Origin of the sequence: Rhizobium sp. RU35A, assembly GCF_900156005.1 — a bacterium.
In the GTDB taxonomy this organism is placed as follows: domain Bacteria; phylum Pseudomonadota; class Alphaproteobacteria; order Rhizobiales; family Rhizobiaceae; genus Neorhizobium; species Neorhizobium straminoryzae.
Window position 1 is genome coordinate 133062 of sequence record NZ_FTMR01000006.1, and the last position, 25616, is coordinate 158677.

Genomic DNA, 25616 nt, shown 5'->3' on the forward strand with positions numbered 1-25616 from the left:
ATGGTCAGAGAAAGCTTTGCGGATCGACATCGAGCTGCACATGCACCGTGCCGCGCACCTTCGGCCCGTTGGCAAGCATGCTGCGCAGGTAGCCCTGCATGTCGCTGTTGCGGCGCCCGTGCACGAGAAGCCGGAAACGGTGGCGACCGCGCACCAGCGCAAGAGGCGCTTCGGCGGGTCCGAGCACCGTGATTCCCGAAACCTTTGGCGCTGCGGCCCGCAGGGCCCGCGCATGGGTTTCCGCATCAAGTCGCGTATCGGCCGAGACGATGATCGACGCGAGCCGGCCGAAGGGCGGCAAAAGCGCTTTTTCCCGCTCGCCAATCTCGCGCTCGTAGAAGGCCGAGGCATCTCCGGAGACGATCGCCTGCATCACCGGATGCTGCGGCTGGTAGGTCTGCAGCAGGCCATGGCTCTTCAGGCCCGTGCGGCCGGCGCGTCCCGTCACCTGGCTCAGCAGCTGGAAGGTGCGCTCGGCGGCGCGCGGATCGCCATTTGCCAGCCCGAGATCGGCATCGATAATGCCGACAAGCGTCATCAGCGGAAAGTTATGGCCCTTGGCGACCAGCTGCGTGCCGATGACGATGTCCGCCTCGCCCTTGGCGATCGCCTCCAGCTCGAGGCGCATGCGCTTGACGCCGCCAAGCAGGTCGGAGGACATGACGATGGTGCGCGCCTCGGGAAAATGCTTCTCCACTTCTTCGGCAATGCGTTCCACGCCCGGGCCGCAGGCGACCAGATGGTCGAAGGTGCCGCATTCCGGGCAGGCTTCCGGGGTCTTTTCCGCGTAGCCGCACTGATGGCACTGGATCTGGCCCTTGAAGCGGTGCTCCACCAGCCAGCTGGAACATTGCGGACACTGGAAGCGATGGCCGCAGACGCGGCAAAGCGTCAGCGGCGCATAGCCGCGCCGGTTGAGGAAGAGCAGCGCCTGCTGGCCCTTCTCGATGGTCTTCTTCACCGCCCGCAGCATCACCGGCGAGAGGAAGCCGCCGCGCTCCGGCGGATGCCGGCGCATGTCGATGAGGTGGAGATCGGGCATGGCCGCCTCGCCGAAGCGTGTCGGCAGATGCACCAGATGATACCGGCCGCTTTGACCGTTGACCTGGCTTTCGACCGAGGGCGTGGCGGAGACCAGCACGACCGGAAACTGGCCGATGCGCGCGCGCACCACCGCCATGTCGCGGGCATTGTAGAAGACGCGGTCTTCCTGCTTGTAGGCCGGATCGTGCTCTTCGTCGACGATGATGAGGCCAAGCTCCTCGAAGGGCAGGAAGAGCGCCGAGCGCGCGCCGGCCACCACCCGGACCTCGCCGGTGACGACGCCGCGCCAGACTTTTTCGCGCATGCGGGGAGCGAGATCGGAATGCCATTCGGCGGGCTTGGCGCCGAAACGATCCTGAAAACGCTCGAGAAAGCTCGCCGTCAGCGCGATTTCCGGCAACAGGATCAGCACCTGCCGGCCCTGGCGCAAGGCTTGCGCGATCGCCTCGAAATAGACCTCGGTCTTGCCGGAACCCGTGACGCCATCGATGAGGCAAGCGGAAAAGCCGCCGCCCTGCATGGCCTCCACGATTTCGGAAGCCGCCTGCTTCTGCGGCCCCTCGATGCGCGGCGCGGTGTAATCGGGATCGGGACGGGCGACGACCGGCGGCGGCGGCAGGAAGACCGTCTCGAACAGGCCCTGCTTCACCAGGCCGTCGATGACGCTGATGGAAACGCCCGCCGCATGCGACAGGCCGCTGCGGGTGAACGGCACCTCGTCACGCACCAGATCCATCACGCGGGCACGCGCCGGCGTCATCCGCTCCGGCTCGCCGCCGCGATAGCGCAGCGCCTCCACCATCGGCTCCGGCTCAAGTGCTGCCGGCGCGCGCACGGCCATGCGCGCGACAAGCCCCGGCGGCGACAGCGTGTAGCCGGCCACCCAGTCGATGAAGCTGCGCATCTCGTCCGTCAGCGGCGGGCAATCGAAGACCTGGGTGATCGGCCGCAGCTTCTTCGGATCGAGACGCGGATCGGGTTCGCCGTCCCAGACGACGCCGATCACCTGGCGGGGCCCGAGCGGTACCTGCACGACGGAACCCGGCATCACCGCCATGCCGTCCGGCACGGCATAGCTATAGGCCTCCGGCACCGGCAGCGGCACCAGAACCGAGACCACGCTGACAAGCGGCGGGCGGGCAAGCGGAGGCGCATCGAACAGGGCGCCGAACAGATCGGACGAATCTTTTCCCATGGAGCGGGACCATGCCCCGACCGGGAACAAAAGGGAACCGGAAATCAGGCCGCGGCGGCGCGGATATGCAACGGCTGAAAGCGCGCATCGGGGTTTTCGGCCAGTTCGAACACCGTATGCTTCTCGAGCGCCCGCGTGATCTCTGTCGGATCGCCGTCCAGAGCATCGGGGGAAATCATCTGGCCGATGGAGAAATCGAAGAGATCGCGTTTCTTGTTGAGCAGCTCGTGGAACACCGTCATGTCGCGCAGCTCGGTCGACCATTTGGCGAACCAGTAGAACAGGCCGGAATTGCGGGCCCGCATATGCATGGGCAGGATCGGCAGATTGTATTTGCGGGCCAGGCTGACGGCCGAGGTCTTCCACGGCCGTTCGTTCAGCCGGCCGTTCTCCCAGTAGGCGATGCGCCCAGAGGGAAAAAGCACGGTGACCTTGCCGGTTTCGACCGCATGATTGGTGAGCCTGAGCGTCTCGCGCGCCTTGTCCTTGGTCTTGAACTGCTCGCGCCACTCGACGGGAATGATCATCTCGGCAAACCGCGGATTGACGCGCACCGCATCGCGGTTGGCGAAAAACATCATGTCCGGCCGGCGATCCTTCAGCAGATCGAACACAGCCACCCCGTCGGCAATGCCGGTCGGATGATTGCTGACCAGGATGAAGCCGCCCTTGGCCGGAATGCGCTCGGCATTGCGCACCCGCACATCGAGCTTCAACAGCTGGCTGAGATAGGAAAAGGACTCGAACCCCGAAAGGCCCTCGATGCGGTTGCTAAAGCGGATCGCGCTGCTGTAGCGTAGGAGCGAATACAGAAAGGGCCGCATGACCGGCCAGAGCGGATGCCGGACAATGCGGGTGCCACGCTCGGCAATCAGCGTATCGACGATATGGCCGGGTGTACCGTGGGAAACGAGGGCAATGGCCTCGGCAAACTGGCCGATGGAAGACGTCAACTCACGGCGTTGCATGAAAACTCCCGCCTGCCTATCCCGGCTTTATCGCAGCCGTGTATGATCGAACGATGACGATCGAACCGCGACAGGGCTGCCGCCGGTACGGTTAGCAATTTGGTAACGCAACACGGCCAATGTGGGGCGATCACCGGCAAAAACAACGGGCATTCCGTGAGCGAAATCCTGATTCCCGCCTCCCCCGAGCTGATGGAAAAGCGCCGCCAGTGGCTGGAAAGCCTCCGCAGCGAGCGCCGGCTGGCGGCCAATACGCTGGACGCCTATGAGCGGGATACGCGGCAGTTCCTGACCTTCCTCACGGGGCATCTCGGCGGGCCGGCGACGCTTGCCGATATCCACACGCTGCGCACGGCGGATCTGCGCGCCTTTCTGGCCCAGCGACGGCGCGACGGCGCGGGTGCCCGCTCGCTCGGGCGGCATCTGGCGGGCCTGCGCTCCTTCCTGCGCTACCTCGAACGCAAGGGCCTGGTGAATGCTGCTGCCGCCGGTGCGATCCGCGCGCCGAAACAGCCGAAATCGCTGCCCAAGCCTTTAAGCGACGTCCAGGCGCTGGAGGTGGTGACTCAGCAGGCGCAGCTGCACGAGGAGCCATGGATCGCCGCGCGCGATGCCGCCGTGCTGACCCTGCTCTATGGCTGCGGGCTTCGCATTTCCGAGGCGCTGGACCTCAAGGCCGGCGATGTCTCCGCCGACACCACAACACTGCGGATAACCGGCAAGGGCGGCAAGACGCGGCTGGTGCCGCTTCTCACCGTGGTGCCGCAGGCGGTGGAGACCTACCGCACGCTCTGCCCCTATCATCTCGCAGCGGAGGAACCGCTGTTTCGCGGCGCGCGCGGCGGCAAGCTGAATCCGTCGATCATCCAGCGCGAGATGCAGAAGCTGCGCGGCGCGCTGGGCCTGCCCGACAGCGCCACGCCGCATGCGCTGCGCCACTCCTTCGCCACCCATCTTCTGGCCGGCGGCGGCGATCTGCGCACCATCCAGGAACTGCTCGGCCATGCCAGCCTCTCCACCACGCAGGTCTATACCGGCGTCGATCAGGCCCGGCTGCTGGAGGTCTATGACCGGGCGCATCCGCGTGCCTGAAAACGGGACAGTCAACCGCCGGACACCGCCACAATCCTGCCGGGCGCCTGACATTAACCATGTTCTTTAAGGCTTCGTGCAGGCCGTTTCGCTAGGCATGACGGCAAGGGTGCCACCATGCCCCATGCGCGCCTTGCCGTCCTTCGCAAAGCCCGGTCTGGCGCGATGGCCAGGTCACCGATGCCCGTTTCTCTATGATCCCGGAGCCCGATGCCGATGACCCGCCTCGCCGTCCGCCCCCTGTCCGTGCTGCGCCAGTCCGCCGATGTGGCGCTTGCCACAATCGCCGCCCTGCATGTGCTCGCCCTGCTCTCCTTCCTGCTGGTGCTGGGCGCGCTTCAGCCGGCGGCCGCGGCTGAGGATGCCTGTGCCGGCCGTAATCTGGCGGCGGAGATGCAGGCGAAGGATCCGGCCGGCTATGCGCGGATTGTTGCGGCGGCCGATGGCATCGCCAATGGCAAGGCGATCTTCTGGAAGATCGAGAAGCCGGGTCTTGCCCCCTCCTGGCTGCTCGGCACCATGCACCTGACCGACCCGCGCGTGCTTGCCATGCCGAAGGGCGCGGCCGAGGCACAGGCCGCTTCACGCGTCACCGTGCTGGAATCGGACGAGATCCTCGACCAGCAGAAGGCCATGGGCAAGCTTCTGACCAAGCCGCAGCTGACCATGATGACCGATGGCAAGACGCTGCAGAGCTATCTGACGGCCGATCAGGCGCGGCTGCTGGAGGCGGCGCTGAAGAAGCGCGGCATTCCGCTTGCCGCCGTCTCGCGCATGCAGCCGTGGATGCTCTACAGCTTCTTTGCCCTTTCCCCTTGCGAGATGAACCGCAAGGCTACCGGCGAAGCCTTTCTGGACCAGAAGATCGCCGAGGATGCCGTGCGCGCCGGAAAGCCCGTGAAGGGGCTGGAAACGCTGCAGGAACAGCTGGAATCCATGGCCGCCGTGCCGACCGATCTGCACATGAAATCGCTGATGGAGGGCATCGAACAGGACGACCGGATGGGCGATATCACAGCGACCACCGTCGACCTCTATCTCGCCGGTAACGTTGGCCTGCTGATGCCGCTTCTGAAAGCGCTGGCGCCCGATGGATCCGACGGCGAAGGCTATGCTGCCTTCGAGCAGCGGATCATTACCGAGCGCAACCACCGCATGGCGGAACGCGCCCTGCCGATCCTGAAGGACGGCGGCGCCTTCATCGCGGTCGGCGCCATGCATCTGGTCGGCGACGAGGGTCTGGTGACCCTCTTCCGCAAGGCCGGCTATACGGTCACGCCCGCTTCCTGACACCATGCGTCATGCGGGCCAGCACATCCGTCTTCCAGTAGAACTGGTGGACAAGCGCGCCCGCGATATACGCGACCAGCAGCGCCCAGAGCACAACCTTCAGAATGTCGGCATGGACATCGCCCGCCGTCCCGTTGCCGAAGTAATAGGCCCCGATACCGCTGAGGGGCATCAGGATCAGCAGCAGATAGAGAAGCCCGTGCGTGACCTTCGCCACCAGCGAGAGCAGCGGCGGCTCTTCCGCCGGCGCAACCGGCACGCCCTGAATGCGGCGAAGTGCGAGGCGCAGCACAGCCAGCAGCAGAATCGCGATGCCGACATAGGCATGAATATTGGCGGCTGCGACATCATCCGGCGTTATGGTCTGGCCACGCCTGACAAGGTGATGCCAGTGCTCGATACCATCGGAAAAGATGAGATTGAAAAAAATCAGAAGAGCCATGCCCCAGTGCAGGATGCGCTGCGGGACGGAATAGGAAAGCGGAGCCATGTCATCACCTTTGTGTGATCGGTTCGTTGCTGGCCCGGAGAATGACAGGCCCGCCGGGCGGTGCCAAGCGGTAGTTTGGAATGTTTCTAGATTTTCATCCGCCAGTTGATGGATCGCAGGTCCGGCTGCCGCGACAGGTTGGCGCGCCGAGGCGTCATGCAGCCGCTGCGGCCAGCCTGCGTGCAGCAGCCGACAGCGCGGCCCTGACGATCAGCCGGTGAAACGGCGTGATCACGGCAATGTAAAGCCGACCCAGCAGGATCTTTCGATGGACCAGCGTGGTGACGGAAACGGTCGTCCCTGCCGGCCCCTGATCAACGACATCGATGACCAGCCGAAAGTCGAGATGGGTGTCATCGAGCCCCACCACCACCTGTCGCTCCGTCGCCGAGACAACCGGAAAGAAGCCGATCGATTCCGCCCCCTTCGCGGCGAGATCGTCGGTTGTCTGCACCCCGAAGGGCCGGACCAGCGCGTCGCGCAGCCTGAGCAACAGCCGCGCCCAGGGCGGGAAACGGCCGAGCGCCAGCCGCGCGAAGGCCATTGCCGACAGATCGGGATGAGTGGCAACGCAGACACGATAACAATCGGCCCAGTCGGCCAGCGGCAGTGCCGCATGTGGCAGGGGCGACGGATAGAGCGTGGGCCGGACAAGCTTTTGCGCGGAGGAGGTCATCGGCAAACCCTATAATCCGCGCGTCCTGGCCGCGAGAACAATCATCGGAACGGCGTGTGGCACGCGGTCACGGGCGCCATGAAAAAGCCGCCGCCTGATGGACAGACGACGGCCTCGTAACGTTCGGAAACGCTTGCGATCACATGTGGATCGGCTTGAAGAAGGTGGCGAGCGCAGCCTCCTTCACGGCTTCCGACATGGTCGGATGCGCATGGCAGGTGCGACCGAGGTCTTCCGAAGAGCCGCCGAATTCCATCAGCACGGCCGCTTCGTGGATCATTTCGCCGGCGCCGAAGCCGATGATGTGCACGCCGAGAACGCGGTCAGTGTCCTTGTCGGCGAGAACCTTGACGAAGCCATCGGTCGCCTGCATGGCGCGGGCGCGGCCGTTGGCCGTGAAGGGGAACTTGCCGGCCTTGTAGGCAACGCCAGCAGCCTTCAGTTCTTCTTCGGTCTTGCCGACGGAAGCCACTTCCGGCTGGGTGTAGACGACGCCCGGAATGACATCGTAGTTCACATGGCCATGCTGGCCGGCGAGGATTTCGGCCAATGCCACGCCCTCGTCTTCCGCCTTGTGGGCGAGCATCGGGCCCTTCACCACGTCGCCGATGGCATAGATGCCGGGGACGTTGGTGGCATAATGGCCATTGATTTCGACACGGCCGCGGTTGTCGAGGGCAACACCCACCTCTTCCAGGCCGAGACCGGCGGTGTAGGGCTTGCGACCGGTGGCAACCAGCACGACATCGGCATCGATCGTCTGGGCTTCACCACCCTTGACCGGCTCGAACGTCACCTTGGCGCCGGCTTCGGTCTTTTCAACGCCGGTCACCTTGGCGCCGAGGTTGAAGACCATGCCCTGCTTGCCGAGGATGCGCTGGAACTGCTTGGAGACTTCGCCATCCATGCCGCCGAGGATCGTGTCGAGATATTCGACCACGGTGACCTTGGCGCCGAGGCGCAGCCAGACCGACCCGAGTTCGAGGCCGATCACGCCGCCGCCGACGACGACCATATGGCCGGGCACCTTGTCGAGCGCGATGCCGCCGGTGGAGGAGACGATGACCTTCTCGTCGATTTCGACCGGAACACCCGGAATGCCGGCGACGTCGGAGCCGGTGGCGATCACAATGTTCTTCGTTTCCAGTTCCTGCACCGAACCGTCTTCGGCAGTGACGGACACCTTGCCGGCGGCGACGATCTTGCCGGTGCCGATGAAGGTTTCGACCTTGTTCTTCTTGAACAGGAAGGCGACGCCATCGACGTTCGACTTCACGGTCGCATCCTTGTGGCCCATCATCTTCTCGAGGTTCAGCGTGGTGCCGGACACCTCGACGCCGAGATCTGCCATGCCGTGGCTGGCGTGAGCAAACACTTCGGAAGCATGCAGCAGCGCCTTCGAGGGGATGCAGCCGACATTGAGGCAGGTGCCGCCGAAGGTGGCACGCTTTTCGACGACGGCCACCTTCAGGCCGAGCTGGGCCGCCTTGATGGCGCAGACATAACCGCCGGGGCCGCTTCCGATTACGATGAGATCATAAGCCATGGATGACGTTCCTTCCTGTCGGCGCTATCTGCCGCCGCTCACATTCAAGATTGCGCCCGTGACATAGGAGGCCTGCGGCGAGAGGAGGTAGAGCACCGCCTCCGCCACTTCGTCCGCCGTCCCGGCGCGTTGCATGGGCACCGTGGGTGCCAGATCCCGTGCGCGATCCGGCAGGCCGCCGGAGGCATGGATGTCGGTATCGATAATGCCGGGGCGGATCGCATTCACCCGCACGCCTTCGCCGGCGACCTCGCGCGCCAGACCGACCGTGAAGGTGTCGATCGACGCCTTGGCCGCGGCATAATCCACATATTGGCCGGGACTGCCGAGAACGGCCGCCATGGACGAGATGTTGACGATGACGCCGCCCTTGCCACCGTGGCGGGTGGACATGCGCTTCACCGCTTCGGAGGCGCAGCGGATCTTGCCGATCACGTTGATGGCGAACATCCGCTCGAGCCGCTCGCGCGACATTTCATCGACGCGGGCCGTCTGGTCCACCACGCCGGCATTGTTGACGAGCCCGTCGAGGCGACCGAAATCGCGGTCGATGGCAGCAAAGATCGCGGCCATGCCGTCTTCCGTGCCGGTATCGCCCTGGACGAGGCGGGCGGTGCCGCCGTTTTCGGTGATCGCCTTGGCGACGGCTTCGGCGGCCACGGCATTGGAGAGATAGTTGATCGCAACCGCCCATCCGGCCGCAGCCGCCTTCACGGCGACGGCGGCGCCAATGCCGCGGCTGGCGCCGGTGACGAGCAGGACAGGCTGGTGTTGCATCGACATCTCCGTTCTTTCCTCAGGTCGCCTTCTGCGCAGCAAGCTTCAGGCCGAGCGCGATGAAGACCAGCCCGCTCGCCCGGTCGATCCACTGGCTGGCACGCGAAAAGGCAGCGCGCATGCGCGGCGTCGTCATGAAGATGCTGACGCCGACGAACCAGACGATCAGGCAGCTTGCCATCACGAGGCCGTAGCCGAACTTCACCGGCATCGGCGTGTGCGCGCTGACGGCGGTCGAGAAGATCGACAGGAAAAAGAAAACCGGCTTCGGGTTCAAGGCATTCGCGGCAAAGCCGAGGCCATAGGCGCGCAGGCCCGACTGACGCGGCCCGTCCGCATCGGCGCCGTCGAGCTTGACGGAAAGATCCGCCTTGCCGGCCCGCAGCGCCTTCACCCCGATATAGATCAGGTAGGCGACGCCGCACCATTTGACGATGTTGAAGAGATAGATCGACTGGGAAATGATCAGCCCGAGCCCGAGGATCGTGTAGGTGACGTGGAACATCAGCGAGGTGCCGATGCCGAAGCTGGTGATGATGGCCTGCCGCCGCCCGTGCACCAGCGACTGGCGCATGACCATGGCGAGATCGGCGCCCGGCGACACGATGGCGAAGGAAAAGATCGCCATCAGCGAGGCGAGTTCGACCAGATAGGGATGCATCACACGAACAATCCGAGCATCATGAGGCCGATGCCGCCGAGCGACCCCAGCCAGACCAGCGAGCGAAGATAGGGAATGCCGGCCAGATAGAGCGGCAGATAGACGATGCGGCAGGTAAGCCACAGCCAGCCACCGATCAGCCCCCAGCCGGCGAGATCGCCATAGAAGGCAAGCGCCAGCAGAAGGCCGGCGACGGCCGGATAGGTTTCACGATAGTTCGACGAGGCCCGTTCCGCACGGCCGGCGAGCGGCGATTTTGGCTTCAGGCCCTCGTCGCGGGGGCCTGCATTCCATTGCGAGCCCAGCTCGCGGGTGGCGAGAAAGCCCTGCAGCATGATGTGGAGGACGAGCAGCACGACCGAGACAGCCAACAGCGCGACATACGGCGTGGCATGTGAAGCGATCGTGTCCATCCCGTCCTCCCTTGGCGTTGATCAGAGATCGAGAACGAGGCGTTCCGGATCTTCCAGGCTTTCCTTGACGCGCACCAGGAAGGTGACGGCTTCCTTGCCGTCGACGATGCGGTGATCGTAGGAGAGTGCAAGATACATCATCGGGCGGATGACGATCTGGCCGCCGACGACGACCGGACGATCCTGGATCTTGTGCATGCCGAGAATGCCCGACTGCGGGGCGTTCAGGATCGGCGAGGACATCAGCGAACCATAGACACCGCCATTGGTGATGGTGAAGGTGCCACCCTGCATGTCGGCCATGCCGAGCGAGCCGTCACGGGCTGCCTTGGCAAGACGGCCGAGTTCCTTCTCGACGCCGGCGATCGACAGCTGGTCGGCATCGCGGATGACCGGAACGACCAGGCCCTTGTCGGTGCCGACGGCCATGCCGACATGGCAATAGTTCTTGTAGATGATGTCGGTGCCGTCGATTTCGGCGTTGACCGCCGGCAGTTCCTTCAGGGCATGCGTGACAGCCTTCGTGAAGAAGCCCATGAAGCCGAGCTTCACGCCGTGCTTCTTCTCGAATACGTCCTTGTAGCGGTTGCGCAGGTCCATCACGGCCTTCATGTCAACCTCATTGTAGGTGGTCAGCATGGCAGCGGTGTTCTGGGCATCCTTCAGGCGCTTGGCAATCGTCTGACGCAGGCGCGTCATCTTCACGCGCTCTTCGCGCACGGCATCTTCCGTGGTGGACGGGGCGCGCGGAGCGGCCGGAACGGCAGGCGCCGCAGCAGCAACCGGACCCTTGGCGATGGCGGCGAGAACGTCGCCCTTCAGCACCTGGCCACGCTTGCCCGAACCGTCGACATCAGCCGTCGAGATGTTGTTGTCGGCGGCCAGCTTTGCGGCAGCCGGAGCGGCAGGCATGGCGGAAGCGGCAGCGGGTGCCGGGGCGGCGGCCGGAGCCGGAGCGGCAGGCGCCGGCGCTGCGGCCGGAGCAGGTGCCGCTGCCGGAGCGGAGGCGCCAGCGGAACCGGCAGCGCCTTCGGCGATCTGGCCGAGCAGCGCGCCGAGACCGACGGTCTCGCCCGCCTGGGCGACGATTTCCGTGAGAACACCGGCGGCAGGCGCCGGCACTTCGACGGTGACCTTGTCGGTTTCCAGTTCGACGATCGGCTCGTCAGCCTTGACCGTGTCGCCGACCTTCTTGAACCAGGTGCCGACGGTTGCCTCGCTGACGGATTCGCCGAGGGTGGGGACGCGAATTTCGGTGGCCATGATCTGTTTCCGTTTTCAATCCGATATCATGTTGCGCAGGGGAAGACGGGGCGGCTGAAATCAGCCGCCGAGCGCGTCTTCGAGGAAGGCTTCGAGCTGGGCGAGATGCTTCGACATCAGGCCGGTCGCCGGCGAGGCGGCAGCCGGGCGGCCCGTATAACGGACGCGCTGATATTTTGCATCGATATGGGCCAGCACCCATTCCAGGTACGGGTCGATGAAGGCCCAGGCCCCCATGTTCTTCGGCTCTTCCTGGCACCAGACCATTTCCGCATGACGGAAGCGGGAGAGTTCGTTGATCAGCGCCTTGGCCGGGAAGGGGTAGAGCTGTTCGATACGCAGCAGGTAGATGTCGTCGATGCCGCGCTTTTCGCGCTCTTCGAGGAGATCGTAGTAGACCTTGCCCGTGCACATCACGACGCGGCGGATCTTGGCGTCCTTCTGCAGCTTGATCGGACCGTCCTTGATCACTTCCGCATCGTCCCACAGCAGGCGGTGGAACGAGCTTTCGCCCGCCATTTCCGCCAGCGTCGAGGTTGCGCGCTTGTGGCGCAGCAGCGACTTCGGCGTCATCAGCACCAACGGCTTGCGGAAGTCGCGCTTCATCTGACGGCGCAGGATGTGGAAGTAGTTGGCCGGCGTCGTGCAGTTGGCAACCTGCATGTTGTCTTCGGCGCAGAGCTGGAGGAAGCGCTCCAGACGTGCCGAAGAGTGTTCCGGACCCTGACCTTCATAGCCATGCGGCAGAAGGCAGACGAGACCGGACATGCGCAGCCACTTGCGTTCGCCCGACGAGATGAACTGGTCGAACACCACCTGCGCACCGTTGGCGAAGTCGCCGAACTGGGCTTCCCACAGCGTCAGCGCATTCGGACGGGCCAGCGAATAGCCGTATTCAAAGCCGAGAACCGCCTCTTCCGACAGCATCGAGTTGATGACTTCGTAGCGGGCCTGGTTGGGGGCGAGGTTGGCGAGCGGAATGTAGCGCTCTTCGGTCTCCTGATCGTAAAGAACAGAATGACGCTGCGAGAAGGTGCCGCGCTCGCAATCCTGACCGGAGAGACGGATCTTGTGGCCTTCGGTGACCAGCGAACCGAAGGCAAGCGCCTCGGCCATGGCCCAGTCGATACCTTCGCCCGTCTCGATCATCTGCGCGCGGTTTTCCATGAAGCGCTTGATCGTGCGGTGCGCGTTGAAGCTGTCCGGAACGGTCGCGAGCTTGCGGCCGATCTCCTTCAGGTTCTTCATCGGCACAGCTGTCTTGCCGCGGCGCTGCTCGTCGGCATTGTCGGCCGAGCGCAGACCGGACCACTGGCCATCGAGCCAGTCGGCCTTGTTCGGCTTGTAGCTCTGGCCGGCTTCGAATTCCTGTTCCAGATGGGCGCGCCAGTCGGCCTTCATCTTCTGGAACTCGCCGTCGGTGATCAGCCCTTCCGAGATCAGGCGGTCGGCATAGAGTTCCGTCACCGTCTTGTGGGCGCGGATGACCTTGTACATCTTCGGCTGGGTGAACGCCGGCTCATCGCCTTCGTTATGGCCGAAGCGGCGGTAGCAGAACATGTCCACCACGACCGGCTTGTGGAACTTCATGCGGAATTCGGTGGCAATCTTGGCGGCATAGGTGACCGCTTCCGGATCGTCGCCGTTGACGTGGAAGATCGGCGCCTCGATCATCTTCGCGACATCCGACGGATAGGGCGAGGAGCGCGAATAGGCCGGATTGGTGGTGAAGCCGATCTGGTTGTTGATGATGACGTGCATCGTGCCGGCAACGCGGTGGCCGCGAAGACCGGAGAGACCGAGGATTTCAGCCACGACGCCCTGGCCGGCGAAGGCCGCATCGCCGTGGATCAGAAGCGGCAGAACCTTGGCGCGTTCCTTGAGCGGGATGACGTCGCCATCCCAGACCTTGGCCAGCATGTCCTGCTTGGCGCGGGCCTTGCCCATGACGACCGGGTTGACGATTTCCAGATGCGAGGGGTTGGCCGTCAGCGACAGGTGGACCTTGTTGCCGTCGAACTCGCGATCCGAGGAGGCGCCAAGGTGATACTTCACGTCACCGGAACCCTCGACTTCGTCGGGCTTGAAGGAGCCACCCTTGAACTCGTGGAAGACGGCGCGGTGCGGCTTGTGCATGACGTTGGTCAGAACGTTCAGGCGGCCGCGATGGGCCATGCCGAGAACGATCTCTTCCATGCCGTCCTGACCGCCGCGCTTGATGATCTGTTCCAGCGCCGGGATCAGCGATTCGCCGCCATCAAGGCCGAAACGCTTGGTGCCCTTGTACTTGACGTCGATGAACTGCTCGAAGCCCTCGGCCTCGACCAGCTTCTGCAGAATGGCCTTCTTGCCTTCGGCGGTGAAGGCAACGCCCTTGTCCGGCCCCTCGATGCGTTCCTGGATCCAGGCCTTTTCCTCGGGGTTGGAAATGTGCATGAACTCGACGCCGAGCGTGGAGCAATAGGTGCGCTCCAGGATCGCCAGCATTTCGCGAATGGTCGCGTATTCCAGGCCAAGCACGTTGTCGATGAAGATCTTGCGGTCGTAATCGGCCTCCGTGAAGCCGTAGGCCGTCGGCGACAGTTCGTTATAATCGTCCACCGGCGCAGCCAGACCCAGCGGGTCGAGCTTGGCATGCAGGTGGCCGCGCATGCGATAGGCACGGATCATCATGATGGCGCGCACGCTGTCGCGTGTCGCCTGCAGCACGGCGGCCGGATCAACCGGCTTGCCGGCAGCGGCAGCGGTTGCCTCGGCCTTGGCCTGGACCTTCTTCTCGATGGCCTTCTCGACCACCGGCCAATTGCCGTCGAGCGCCGAGACCAGCTCGCCATTGGCCGGGATCGGCCAGTTCTTGCGCTGCCAGGAGGCACCGGTCGCCGCCTTCTTCACGTCGTCCGGATTGTCGCCCAGCGCCTTGAAGAAGGACTGCCATTCGGGACCGACCGACGTCGGATCTTCCTCGTACCGAGCGTAGAGCTGCTCGATATAGGCCGCATTCGCGCCGTCGAGGAACGAGGTGATGAGAAACTGCTCGTTGGCTTCTTGCCGTGCCATGATCTTTATGCGGACCTGAACGCCCGCCTCCTGACGTAATTGGGGGCCGGATCTTGGAAAGCGCCGACCGTCGCTTGCATTCGTCGCCTGTCACGCCGGAAGGACGAGCCATTCCCAGTTGCGACAGAGGCAGGCGAACCTTTCCTGATTCGCCTGCCCGGAGCTTATCAGCTCGGTCTTATGTGGCGTCAGCCCTTGAGGACTTCAACCAGAGTCTTGCCAAGGCGCGCCGGGGACGGCGAAACCTTGATGCCAGCCGCTTCCATCGCCGCGATCTTGGATTCTGCGTCACCCTTGCCGCCGGAAACGACAGCACCGGCGTGGCCCATGGTGCGGCCCTTCGGAGCCGTACGACCTGCGATGAAACCGGCCATCGGCTTCTTGCGGCCCTTCTTGGCTTCATCGATCAGGAACTGTGCCGCATCTTCTTCCGCCGAGCCGCCGATTTCGCCGATCATGATGATCGAGGTCGTGGCTTCGTCGGCCAGGAACATTTCCAGCACGTCGATGAATTCGGTGCCCTTGACCGGGTCGCCGCCGATGCCGACAGCCGTCGTCTGGCCGAGACCTTCGTTGGAGGTCTGGAAGACAGCTTCGTAGGTCAGCGTGCCGGAGCGCGAAACGATACCGACGGAGCCCTTGCGGAAGATCGAGCCCGGCATGATGCCGATCTTGCATTCTTCCGGCGTCAGGATGCCCGGGCAGTTCGGGCCGAGCAGACGGGACTTCGACTTGTCGAGCTTTGCCTTCACGCGCACCATGTCCATGACCGGGATACCCTCGGTGATGCAGGTGATGAAGGGGATTTCAGCATCGATCGCTTCGATGATCGCGTCTGCAGCACCTGCCGGCGGAACGTAGATCACGGAGGCGTCAGCGCCCGTCTTTTCCTTGGCTTCAGCAACCGAAGTGAAGATCGGCAGGGTTTCGCCCTTGGAGCCGGTCCAGGTTTCGCCGCCCTTCTTCGGGTGGATGCCGCCGACCATCTGCGTGCCGTAATAGGCGAGCGCCTGCTCGGTGTGGAAGGTGCCGGTCTTGCCGGTCAGGCCCTGAACGAGGACCTTGGTGTTCTTGTTAACAAGAATGGACATTGTCGTTCCGGTCCTTCAATTAGCCGTTGATCGCGGCGACGATCTTCTTGGCCGCGTCGTCGAGGTCGTCGGCAGCCGTGATGGCAAGGCCCGATTCGTTCAGGATCTTCTTGCCAAGCTCGACATTGGTGCCTTCCAGACGCACGACCAGCGGAACCTTGAGGCCGACTTCCTTCACGGCGGCGATCACGCCTTCCGCGATGACGTCGCACTTCATGATGCCGCCGAAGATGTTGACGAGGATGCCCTCGACCTTCGGGTCAGCCGTGATGATCTTGAAGGCAGCCGCCACCTTCTCCTTGCCGGCGCCGCCGCCGACGTCGCAGAAGTTTGCCGGCTCCTTGCCGTAGAGCTTGATGATGTCCATCGTCGCCATGGCAAGGCCTGCGCCGTTGACCATGCAGCCGATATTGCCGTCGAGCGCCACGTAGGCGAGATCCCACTTGGAGGCCTCGATTTCCTTGGTGTCTTCCTCGGTCTCGTCGCGCAGCGCCCTGACATCGTCGTGGCGGAACAGCGCGTTGCCGTCGAAGGATACCTTCGCATCGAGAACACGCAGGTGACCGTTGGTCATGACGATCAGCGGATTGATCTCGAGAAGCGACATGTCCTTCTCATTGAAGGCAGCGTAGAGCGCCGGGAAGAGCGACTTGGCGTCTTCGGCAGCAGCACCGTCGAGGGCGAGCGCCGCAACGATCTTGGCCACGTCATCGGCGGTCACGCCGGCTTCCGGGTCGATGGCGATGGTGTGGATCTTTTCCGGCGTGTCATGGGCAACGGCTTCGATGTCCATGCCGCCTTCGGTGGACACAACGAAGGCCACGCGACCAACCGAACGATCCACCAGCAGCGAGCAGTAGAGTTCGCGGGCAATGTCGGCGCCGTCTTCGATGTAGAGGCGGTTGACCTGCTTGCCGGCTTCACCGGTCTGGGCCGTCACCAGCGTGTTGCCGAGCATGTCCTTGGCGTGCGCCACGACTTCCTCGATCGACTTCGCCAGGCGAACGCCACCCTTGGCGTCCGGGCCGAGTTCCTTGAACTTGCCCTTGCCGCGACCGCCGGCATGGATCTGGCTCTTGACCACGTAGAGCGGGCCCGGAAGCTGCTTGGCAGCAGCTTCGGCCTCATCGACGGAAAGGATCGCCACGCCTTCAGCGACCGGCGCGCCATAGCCCTTCAGGAGAGCCTTGGCCTGGTATTCATGAATGTTCATCGTCTGGTCCTTGGGTTCTGGGCCGCTTGGCGATTACTTGAGAACCGGCGCGATTGTGACGCAGGCTTCGCAGAGGCCGGCAACGGCGCCGACGGACTTCTGGAAGGCAGCCTTCTCATCGCCGTTGAGATCGATCTCGATGACGCGCTCGACGCCACCCGCACCAATGATGGTGGGCACGCCGACATACATGTCGTTGACGCCGTACTGGCCGGTCAGATGGGCGGCGCAGGGCAGCACGCGCTTCTTGTCCTTGAGGTAAGATTCAGCCATCTCGATGGCGGAAGCAGCCGGCGCGTAGTAAGCCGAGCCGGTCTTCAGCAGGCCGACGATTTCGGCGCCGCCGTCACGGGTGCGCTGGATGATCTGCTCCAGACGCTCTTCCGTGATCCAGCCCATCTTGACCAGATCGGTCAGCGGAATGCCGCCGATCGTGGAGTAGCGGGCGAGCGGTACCATGGTGTCGCCGTGACCGCCGAGAACGAAGGCCGTGACATCCTGAACCGAAACATTGAATTCTTCCGAGAGGAACAGGCGGAAGCGTGCGGAGTCGAGAACGCCGGCCATGCCGACGACCATGTTCTTCGGCAGGCCGGAGAACTTTTGCAGCGCCCAGACCATGGCATCGAGCGGGTTGGTGATGCAGATCACAAAGGCGTTCGGCGCATACTTGGCGATGCCGGCACCGACCTGTTCCATGACCTTGAGGTTGATGCCCAGCAGGTCATCGCGGCTCATGCCCGGCTTGCGGGCAACGCCAGCGGTGACGATGCAGACATCCGCACCTTCGATGGCTGCGTAATCGCTGGCACCGGAAAGCTTGGCGTTGAAGCCTTCCACCGGACCGGACTGCGCAATATCGAGGCCCTTGCCCTGCGGAATGCCGTCGGCGATGTCGAACAGGACGATGTCGCCCAGTTCCTTCAGGCTGGCCAGATGAGCCAGCGTGCCGCCGATCATGCCGGAACCAATAAGTGCAATCTTCTTGCGAGCCATCGAAATGCTTCCTCTGTTTGGAATGCACGGCCGGCATGCGATCTGTCGACCGGTTTCGGCCACTCGCATAGCCCTTGCGCCGGAAAATGGCAACCGATTATTTTGAGACCAGCATTTTCAAACGGTTAGATATAAAAACTCTTACGTAAACGTAAGATTTTTTATCAAGAAAACGTTAAATCCCGCGTCGTTTTTCGTGATGCAGGCTCAGGTAGTCGGGGCTGCGCATCTCGAACAGACGCGAGATCGTCCGGTCGAATTCGAAGCCTTCGGTACCACGCCTTTCTGTCAGCAGTGCGTCAGGCGTGGCGGCCGCGGTGACGAACAGGCGCACCGTCTTGTCGTAGAGTGCATCGACGAGGTTGATGAAGCGTTTCGTCTGATTCCGTTTTTCGGGACCGAGCAGTGGCACGCCCTCCACGAAGACAACATCGTAGCGAGCGGCGATTTCGAGATAGTCGGCAGCCGAAAGCGGGGCTTCGCACAGATCGGCGAAGCTGAAACGCGCAGCACGGCCGGCGGCCCGTGGCACCCGGATCACCCGACCCTTTCGCGGAATTTCTGCCGGCGCCGCCTTGGCCCCATCCGTCACCTGATGCCAGGCGGCCTCCATGGCAACCGATGTCTCACCGGAAAGCGGCGTCAGATAGACCGGCAGGCTTGCCAGCTTCTCCATGCGATAATCCGTCGGAGAATCGAGCGTGGTCACCTCGACATAGCGTTTCAGAAGATCGAGGAAGGGCAGGAACAGGCTGCGGTTCAAACCTTCACGATAGAGATCGTCCGGCGCCACGTTGGAGGTGGCGACCAGCACGCAGCCGAGCGAAAACAGCTCGGTGAACAGCCGGCCGAGGATCATCGCATCGGCAATGTCGGTGACGGAAAACTCGTCGAAGCAGAGCAGCTCTGCCTCGGCAAACAGGTCGGCTGCAACCGGCGGCACGGGATCCGCCTGCTTCGTCTCTCCAGCCTTTAGCTTCTGGCGGTGAGCGTGGATGCGGGCATGCACATCGGCCATGAATTCGTGAAAATGGCAACGGCGCTTCTTCGCAACCGGCGCCTTGGCAAAGAACATGTCCATCAGCATGGTCTTGCCGCGACCGACGGAGCCATAGACGTAGAGGCCGCGAATGCCGGCCTCGCGACGCTTGCTCTGCTTGGCAAACAGCCAGCCAAGAACGCTGCTCTTCTTCGCGGGCCGCTGTTCGCGCAGCGCTGATAGCACCCGGTCGAGGCGGGTCGCCACATCGAGCTGCGCCTTGTCGAGCGTGAGCGTGCCGGCGGCGACCATGGCTTTCAGCTCGTCGCCGACGCTGTGGTTGAAATCGGGAAGGGATTGCATGGAAGGCGCCTCTTGCGGCGGAAAGGCAGCGCCCTTCCGCCCGATGGCTTAGCGGGAGAGGCTGACCGGCTGTCCCGACTGGGTCGTGCCGTCGTAACGGGTGTCGGCGCTCTTGTAGACACGGGCGATCACGTCGCCGGCACGGCTCTTGAAGAGAACGGTCTTTCCGCTGACTTCCCAGGAGCCCATGGTCGTCAGTTCGCCAACGCAGCCGCGCGTGCCGCCACGCGAGCCGCTGCCGAGATTGGTGAGCGTCAGGAACATGTCGCAGGTGGCACCGGCACTGGACACGCGCCAATTGCCCACCATGGTTTCCTTGGTCACATCGAGCGCGGTGGCCGGCGGTGCGGCGCCGGCAGCAGCACCGCCCGGCGGCAGAGAGGCAACCGCTGTGTTGCCGGTGGGAGCAGCCGGGAACTGCGAGGGATCTCCGGCGCCTGCCGGCGCATCAAGCGAGCCGGACTGGACAGAGGGAACGGGCTGCGCCTGCAGCGGCGCCGGCCCGGGCAGGTTGCTGTAGGGACTGTAAGACGTACGCTGGCAGCCGGCCAAGGCAAGAGCAACCGCTACGCCGGTCACCACATATCTGAACTGCATCACAAAGCTCCCATGCAACACGCGCCGAACCCAGGCGCGACGGACGGCTGAATTATCGCCAAGAGGTATGTCAAATCAAGCCGCGAAAGCCTCGCAATGCTGCCGATGCGCCCGATGCCCCCGCAGATGGAACACATCTGCGCGAGGTCAAGGGCGGACAAGGCCTGCGTCAGACGCGGCGCTCGACCATCATCTTCTTGATTTCGGCAATCGCCTTGGCGGGGTTGAGGCCCTTCGGACAGGTCTGGGCGCAGTTCATGATCGTGTGGCAGCGATAGAGGCGGAAGGGATCTTCCAGATTGTCCAGACGCTCGCCCTTGGCCTCGTCACGGCTGTCGATCAGCCAGCGATAGGCCTGCAGCAGAACGGCAGGACCGAGGTAACGATCACCGTTCCACCAGTAGGACGGACAGGAGGTCGAGCAGCAGGCGCACAGGATGCACTCATAGAGGCCGTCGAGCTTCAGGCGGTCCTCATGGCTCTGCTTCCATTCCTTGGCCGGCGTCGGCGATACCGTCTTCAGCCAGGGCTCGATCGAGCGATGCTGGGCGTAGAAATTGGTCAGATCCGGCACGAGGTCCTTCACCACCGGCATGTGCGGCAGCGGATAGATCTTCACCGTGCCCGTCACATCGTCCATGCCCTTGGTGCAGGCGAGCGTGTTGGCGCCGTCGATGTTCATGGCACACGAGCCGCAGATGCCTTCGCGGCAGGAACGGCGCAGCGTCAGCGTCGGGTCGATCTTGTTCTTGATGTAGAGCAGACCGTCCAGCACCATCGGACCGCAATCATCGACGTCGATGAAATAGGTGTCGATGCGCGGGTTCTGGCCATCGTCCGGATTCCAGCGATAAACGCGGAATTCACGCACGTTCTTGGCGCCTGCCGGCTTCGGCCAGGTCTTGCCTTCGGACATCTGGGAGTTTTTCGGGAGAGCAAGTTCAACCATTGCTGGACCTTCGATCCTCGGCGATCACCGCCGTTCTGTTTCCTAGGTTATAGTCATCCGGCACCCACGGCGCCATGGTTGCAGTCAAAAGTCGTACCGGCCGTCCCTCGCAGGCCCTCCAGTAGAGGGAGAGCCGCTCCGAAAGCCGCGTCAGCGCCGTCGTCAGACCGCGCAGCACGGGTTTGCGGGCGCCGGCCTTCTTGGCCTTCACGCTGGTCGCAATCACGCTCGTCGCGCCCGACTGCATGGCGACGAAGGGCGCCACATCCGCGACCTTCAACCCATGCCACGACGGCGCCCAGAGGAAGTCGTCGGTCGGAATGAGCGCCTTGCCGATCCGCTCGAGCAGCCGCTCGGCCGCCGCGCGGGTGATCAGATAGGCCGCAGCACCCGAGACCGGCCGCAGCGAGCGCACCAGGCGATGATCGCCGAGCCGCGCCAGATCGATGACCTTGCGGCCGCCCGGACGGTAAATGCCTTCCAGCTTCACCACATCGGCATCGAAGCCGTCGCTCAGAAGCCGGCTGACGACCGGCACGAAGCCGGCGAGCGGAACCGCATCATCCTCCAGCACGATCGCGTGACGGAAATCCGAGGCGAGGAACTGCCGCCAGGCCATCACATGGCCGCAGAGGCACGCCTCTTCCGTCAACATGAACTGCCGGTTGCGGTGTGCGTTCCATCCGACTGCGTCTGGCGGATAGGACAGCACAGTTCCGCGCACCGACAGGACCCGATCCGCATCGCTGCGGGCATCCAGCGCCCGCACCCGCTGAACCGGCCAGGGCATACCGCCAAAGCCGCGCTCGATCTCGGCCCACCGGTCCGGCGAGCGGTCGAGATTGATTGCAAACAGCCCGAGAGGCCTCCCGCCGGGAGCGATCGTCTTCGCATCGATCGGAGAGGCCGCCAGGTTCATCGTCAGTACACGCGCGCCTTCGGTTCGATCTTGACCGGGTCGATACCGTCAGCGATCAGATCAGTGTGGACGGGACGATAGTCCAGCTTCACTTCGCCGTTCTCGCCAACCCAGGCCAGCGAGTGCTTTCGCCAGTTGACATCGTCACGGCCGCCGAACGGACCTTCCGTGTAATCCTCGCGCGCATGGCTGCCGCGGCTCTCCTTGCGAGCCTCGGCGCTGTAGACCGTGGTGATGGCGTTGGCCATCAGGTTCTGCAGTTCCAGCGTTTCGACCAGATCGGAATTCCAGATCATCGAGCGGTCGGTGACCTTGATGTCCTTCATCTCGCCCCAGATCGCCGAGAGACGCTGGCAGCCGCTTTCCAGCGATTCCTGCGTGCGGAATACGGCGGCGTCTTCCTGCATGGCGCGCTGCATCTTGTCGCGCAGCACCGCCGTCGGCGTACCGCCGGAGGCATGGCGCAGACCGTCGAAGCGATCCATGATCTTGTCGCAGGCGGCCGTATTGAGCGCCGGAACCGGCGAGGCGCGGTCGATGACCTGGCCGGCGCGGATGGCAGCGGCGCGGCCGAAGACCACGAGGTCGATCAGCGAATTGGAGCCGAGTCGGTTGGCGCCGTGCACCGAAGCGCAGCCCGCTTCCCCGACGGCCATCAGGCCGGGGATCAGACGTTCGGGATTGGCGCTGTCGGCGTTCAGCACTTCGCCCCAGTAATTGGTCGGAATGCCGCCCATGTTGTAGTGCACGGTCGGCAGGACCGGGATCGGCTCGCGGGTCACATCCACGCCCGCAAAGATCTTGGCGCTTTCGGAAATGCCCGGCAGGCGCTCATGCAGCACGGCCGGATCGAGATGGTCGAGATGCAGGAAGATGTGATCCTTGTTCTTGCCGACGCCGCGACCTTCGCGGATTTCCAGCGTCATGCAGCGCGAGACGACGTCACGCGATGCAAGGTCCTTCGCCGACGGCGCATAGCGCTCCATGAAGCGCTCGCCTTCGGAATTGACGAGGTAGCCGCCTTCGCCGCGCGCACCTTCGGTGATCAGGCAGCCCGAACCGTAGATGCCGGTCGGATGGAACTGCACGAATTCCATGTCCTGCAGCGGAAGGCCGGCGCGCGCCACCATGCCGCCGCCGTCGCCGGTGCAGGTATGGGCGGAGGTTGCCGAGAAATAGGCGCGGCCGTAACCGCCCGTCGCCAGCACCACCATCTTGGCGGCAAAGCGATGGATGGTGCCGTCATCAAGGTTCCAGGCGACGACACCGGTGCAGCGGCCGTCATCGGACATGATGAGGTCGATCGCGAAATACTCGATGAAGAATTCCGCATTGTTCTTCAGCGACTGGCCATAAAGCGTGTGCAGGATGGCATGGCCGGTGCGGTCGGCGGCGGCGCAGGTGCGCTGCACCGGCGGGCCGGCGCCAAAATTCTGCATGTGGCCGCCGAACGGACGCTGGTAGATCTTGCCTTCCTCGTTGCGCGAGAAAGGCACGCCGTAATGTTCCAGCTCATAGACCGCCTTCGGCGCTTCCATGACCATGTACTGCATGGCGTCCACGTCGCCCAGCCAGTCGGAGCCCTTCACGGTATCGTAAAGGTGCCACTGCCAGCTGTCCGGCGTCATGTTCTGCAGCGAGGCCGCGATGCCGCCCTGGGCCGCGACCGTGTGGGAACGGGTGGGGAAAACCTTGGTGATGCAGGCCGTCTTGAAGCCCTGCTCGGCCATGCCGAGCGTCGCGCGAAGGCCCGCGCCGCCGGCCCCTACGACGATGACGTCATAGGAATGGTCGACATAGGTGTAGGCCTTGCCGGTCTGCGCAATGGGGGTGATCGATGCCATGGAGGGTTATCCTGCGAATGCGATCTTCAGGGCGGCGAACAGACAGAGGCCGCCGATGAGAAGCGAAAAGAAGGAATTGAGCATGAGAAGCACGAGCTTCGTCACTTCGGTATGGATGTAATCCTGGATGATCTCTTCCATGCCGAGCTTCATGTGCACGATGCTGGCGATGATCGTGAGCGCATTGATGGTGGCGACGAAAGGATTGGAAAGCGCCGAGACGACCTCGGCATAGGGCTTGCCCGCATGCACGATGAGGAAGACCACGTAGAACAGCAGCAGCGGCACAAGCGCGATCGAGGTCGTACGGACCTTCCAGAAATGCTCCGTGCCACTCTTGGCCGAACCGAGACCCCGAACCTTGCCGAGGGGAGTACGCATGTCCATGGTTCTTCTCCTTAGCGAACGATCAGCACCACCGCCCAGACAAGGACGGTCAGCGCTACGGATGCGACCACGCTGGCCTTGGCAAGCTTCGTGGAGAAATGCTTCTCGAAGCCGTAGCCGAGGTCCCACATGATGTGGCGCAGACCGCCCAGCATGTGGTGCAGGATCGCCCAGGTGTACCCAAACAGGATGACCTGTCCTACGAAGGAGCCGAAGAACCAGTTCACTGCATTGAAGGCCTGCTCACCCGAGGCAGCGGCAATCAGCCACGCAGCCACCAGCACGGTGCCGAAATAAAGTGCGCCACCGGTGATGCGGTGCACGATCGACATGGCCATGGTGGGGGTGAAACGGTAGATTTGAAGGTGCGGCGACAGCGGCCGATTTTTTGTCATATTCGCCATCATATCCTCGCGGCGTTCGGTGCGCATTCACGCGGGAGCGCGTCCGGCAATGCACCATGCCGTAAAGATGTGCATTGCATCATCGGGTGGTTTAATCGCCGGACGACAAGACCACAAGCCGATTCCAGAAGGATTTTAAATTTAATCGATTGGGGTCGGCCGGGCCCGGGACGTCCGTATGCGTCATGCATCGGATCTACGTTAGCATATGAAAATAGATCAGTTTTTCACGATCTTAGGCGCCATTGGACACAGTTTGTGTTAAGGCTTGCTTAAATGAACAGGACAGGACGAGGCCATGATGGCGCTCCGCATCATTCCCGTCAGGATGACGGCTCTTCTTCTTGCAATCGGTATAACGGCCACGGGCACGGCTGCCAGAAGTGATCAGGCGGCATGGTCGCCGTCGGATCATCCGACGGGACTGCATGCGAAAACGGCAAAAAGCCGGCAGATCGCGGGCAGCAGACTGCCATCGGTCGTTCCGGGCCTTGGCACCTTTGCCGGCAGCCTGTTGGCCATGCGCATCCGTGGCAACGGTCTCTATCTGCTGCGGGAGGCAGGCGCGGTCTCCGCGCGCCCGGCGCCTGCAAACCCGCCATCTGCCCGCATCATTGAGATCTCGAGCGACACCGGCCGCGACGCGTTCCTGCCAAAGGCGGCATGCACCATCGAAGCCGGCGTGTGCGTGATTCGCGGCGGTCGCTGAGCGTTCGACGGATCGAGACTGCCCGTGGTTCCAAGGCCCCGTGGTTCTCAGGCAAAGCGCCAGACCGTGGTTTTCTTGATTTCGCTGTCTTCCAGCGCACGGGTGACAGGCACCTGATAGGTGGCGAGCGCGACAAGCCTGTCCTTCGGCAGATAGGCACGGCCGGGATCGCCGACGATGACGGTGCGGCCCGCCTCGGCAAGGCCGGCAAACCACGGCACGAGCCGGTCGGCAAAGGCGCGGTCGTAGAAGACGTCGCCGGCCAGCACGACATCCGCCTCGACGGCGTGGTCGACCAGATCCGCGCCGAAGAAGGTGATGTCGACACCGTTGGCCGCGGCATTCAAGGCAACGGCGCTTTGCGTCCACGGATCGATGTCGGCGGCAGTAGCGCAGGCAGCGCCGGCCCGCATCGCAGCAATCGCCACGAGGCCCGAGCCGGTGGCGAAATCCAGGACATGGCGCCCGCGCACCACATCCGGGTGATCGAGGAGATAGCGGGCCAGCCCCTGCCCGCCCGCCCAGGCAAAGGCCCAGAACGGCGGCGGAAGACCGATCGCCTCCAGATCCTCTTCCGTCTTCAGCCAGAGATCATGTGCCTCGTCGGCCAGATAGAGGCTGATTTCCGGCACATGCGGCGGCGCCATGAGGTACGTGTTGGCGAGGATGAAGGCGCGGGGTTCGGTTTTCAGC

Annotated in this window: 24 protein-coding genes; 3 read left to right on the forward strand and 21 right to left on the reverse strand. The window is 63.6% G+C overall.

Annotated elements, in window-relative coordinates:
* Window positions 1-4: 4 nt before the first annotated feature.
* Window positions 5-2239, reverse strand: a complete 2235-nt coding sequence (locus F3H95_RS14835) for a primosomal protein N' (protein ID WP_149746577.1) — start codon at window positions 2237-2239, stop codon at window positions 5-7.
* A 44-nt stretch (window positions 2240-2283) separates the two neighbouring features.
* A complete protein-coding gene (locus tag F3H95_RS14840) occupies window positions 2284-3207 on the reverse strand; it encodes a 1-acyl-sn-glycerol-3-phosphate acyltransferase (RefSeq protein WP_149746578.1) in 924 nt (307 codons plus the stop codon).
* Between the two features lie 156 nt (window positions 3208-3363).
* On the opposite strand from F3H95_RS14840, the gene F3H95_RS14845 reads away from it, so the two are divergent.
* Both F3H95_RS14845 and F3H95_RS14850 read left to right on the forward strand, forming a co-directional pair.
* Complete coding sequence (locus tag F3H95_RS14845; protein ID WP_188134392.1) at window positions 3364-4299, forward strand: tyrosine recombinase XerC; 936 nt, start codon at window positions 3364-3366, stop codon at window positions 4297-4299.
* Window positions 4300-4515: 216 nt separating this feature from the next.
* On the forward strand, window positions 4516-5589 hold the full coding sequence (locus F3H95_RS14850; RefSeq protein WP_149746579.1) for a TraB/GumN family protein: 1074 nt from the start codon (window positions 4516-4518) through the stop codon (window positions 5587-5589).
* Here F3H95_RS14850 and F3H95_RS14855 read toward each other — a convergent pair.
* The 18 genes from F3H95_RS14855 to sdhC form a co-directional block, all read right to left on the reverse strand.
* Window positions 5573-6079 carry a cytochrome b/b6 domain-containing protein gene (locus F3H95_RS14855; protein WP_149746580.1) on the reverse strand — a complete coding sequence of 169 codons (507 nt, stop codon included), beginning with the start codon at window positions 6077-6079 and terminating at the stop codon, window positions 5573-5575. The genes F3H95_RS14850 and F3H95_RS14855 overlap by 17 nt on opposite strands.
* A 154-nt stretch (window positions 6080-6233) precedes the next feature.
* The gene (locus tag F3H95_RS14860; protein WP_149746581.1) at window positions 6234-6755 is read right to left on the reverse strand and encodes a DUF2867 domain-containing protein; all 522 of its coding nucleotides are present in this window, start codon (window positions 6753-6755) and stop codon (window positions 6234-6236) included.
* Window positions 6756-6894: 139 nt separating this feature from the next.
* Window positions 6895-8301, reverse strand: coding sequence for a dihydrolipoyl dehydrogenase (gene lpdA, locus F3H95_RS14865; protein ID WP_143127594.1), 1407 nt, complete (start codon window positions 8299-8301; stop codon window positions 6895-6897).
* A gap of 24 nt (window positions 8302-8325) precedes the next feature.
* Window positions 8326-9078, reverse strand: coding sequence for an SDR family oxidoreductase (locus tag F3H95_RS14870; protein WP_149746717.1), 753 nt, complete (start codon window positions 9076-9078; stop codon window positions 8326-8328).
* Between the two features lie 19 nt (window positions 9079-9097).
* Complete coding sequence (locus F3H95_RS14875) at window positions 9098-9739, reverse strand: LysE family translocator (protein ID WP_143127593.1); 642 nt, start codon at window positions 9737-9739, stop codon at window positions 9098-9100.
* Window positions 9739-10152, reverse strand: coding sequence for an MAPEG family protein (locus F3H95_RS14880; protein ID WP_149746582.1), 414 nt, complete (start codon window positions 10150-10152; stop codon window positions 9739-9741). Before F3H95_RS14880 ends, F3H95_RS14875 begins: the two co-directional genes overlap by 1 nt.
* Before the next feature lie 21 nt (window positions 10153-10173).
* Entirely contained in the window at window positions 10174-11415 is a 1242-nt protein-coding gene (gene odhB, locus F3H95_RS14885) for a 2-oxoglutarate dehydrogenase complex dihydrolipoyllysine-residue succinyltransferase (protein WP_143127591.1), read from the reverse strand.
* 60 nt (window positions 11416-11475) lie between these two features.
* On the reverse strand, window positions 11476-14472 hold the full coding sequence (locus tag F3H95_RS14890; protein ID WP_143127590.1) for a 2-oxoglutarate dehydrogenase E1 component: 2997 nt from the start codon (window positions 14470-14472) through the stop codon (window positions 11476-11478).
* Window positions 14473-14660: 188 nt separating this feature from the next.
* Window positions 14661-15563: a succinate--CoA ligase subunit alpha gene (gene sucD, locus F3H95_RS14895; RefSeq protein ID WP_143127589.1), complete on the reverse strand. Its 903-nt coding sequence runs from the start codon at window positions 15561-15563 to the stop codon at window positions 14661-14663.
* 19 nt (window positions 15564-15582) lie between these two features.
* The gene (gene sucC / locus F3H95_RS14900) at window positions 15583-16776 is read right to left on the reverse strand and encodes an ADP-forming succinate--CoA ligase subunit beta (RefSeq protein ID WP_149746583.1); all 1194 of its coding nucleotides are present in this window, start codon (window positions 16774-16776) and stop codon (window positions 15583-15585) included.
* 33 nt (window positions 16777-16809) lie between these two features.
* Complete coding sequence (mdh, locus tag F3H95_RS14905; RefSeq protein WP_143127587.1) at window positions 16810-17772, reverse strand: malate dehydrogenase; 963 nt, start codon at window positions 17770-17772, stop codon at window positions 16810-16812.
* 175 nt (window positions 17773-17947) lie between these two features.
* Window positions 17948-19114, reverse strand: coding sequence for a cell division protein ZapE (gene zapE, locus F3H95_RS14910; RefSeq protein WP_149746584.1), 1167 nt, complete (start codon window positions 19112-19114; stop codon window positions 17948-17950).
* Between the two features lie 48 nt (window positions 19115-19162).
* On the reverse strand, window positions 19163-19711 hold the full coding sequence (locus tag F3H95_RS14915) for a protease inhibitor Inh/omp19 family protein (protein ID WP_149746585.1): 549 nt from the start codon (window positions 19709-19711) through the stop codon (window positions 19163-19165).
* A gap of 169 nt (window positions 19712-19880) precedes the next feature.
* Window positions 19881-20660, reverse strand: coding sequence for a succinate dehydrogenase iron-sulfur subunit (locus tag F3H95_RS14920; protein WP_143127584.1), 780 nt, complete (start codon window positions 20658-20660; stop codon window positions 19881-19883).
* Window positions 20653-21579, reverse strand: coding sequence for a glycosyltransferase family 25 protein (locus F3H95_RS14925; protein ID WP_149746586.1), 927 nt, complete (start codon window positions 21577-21579; stop codon window positions 20653-20655). The genes F3H95_RS14920 and F3H95_RS14925 overlap by 8 nt, the downstream gene beginning before the upstream one ends.
* 2 nt (window positions 21580-21581) lie before the next feature.
* Complete coding sequence (sdhA, locus tag F3H95_RS14930; RefSeq protein ID WP_143127582.1) at window positions 21582-23423, reverse strand: succinate dehydrogenase flavoprotein subunit; 1842 nt, start codon at window positions 23421-23423, stop codon at window positions 21582-21584.
* A gap of 6 nt (window positions 23424-23429) precedes the next feature.
* The gene (gene sdhD / locus F3H95_RS14935; RefSeq protein WP_143127581.1) at window positions 23430-23810 is read right to left on the reverse strand and encodes a succinate dehydrogenase, hydrophobic membrane anchor protein; all 381 of its coding nucleotides are present in this window, start codon (window positions 23808-23810) and stop codon (window positions 23430-23432) included.
* Window positions 23811-23821: 11 nt separating this feature from the next.
* A complete protein-coding gene (gene sdhC, locus F3H95_RS14940) occupies window positions 23822-24214 on the reverse strand; it encodes a succinate dehydrogenase, cytochrome b556 subunit (protein WP_149746587.1) in 393 nt (130 codons plus the stop codon).
* Window positions 24215-24512: 298 nt separating this feature from the next.
* On the opposite strand from sdhC, the gene F3H95_RS14945 reads away from it, so the two are divergent.
* Complete coding sequence (locus F3H95_RS14945) at window positions 24513-24923, forward strand: hypothetical protein (RefSeq protein ID WP_149746588.1); 411 nt, start codon at window positions 24513-24515, stop codon at window positions 24921-24923.
* Between the two features lie 47 nt (window positions 24924-24970).
* Here F3H95_RS14945 and F3H95_RS14950 read toward each other — a convergent pair whose 3' ends face one another.
* Window positions 24971-25615, reverse strand: a complete 645-nt coding sequence (locus tag F3H95_RS14950) for a methyltransferase (protein WP_149746718.1) — start codon at window positions 25613-25615, stop codon at window positions 24971-24973.
* Window position 25616: the final 1 nt, after the last annotated feature.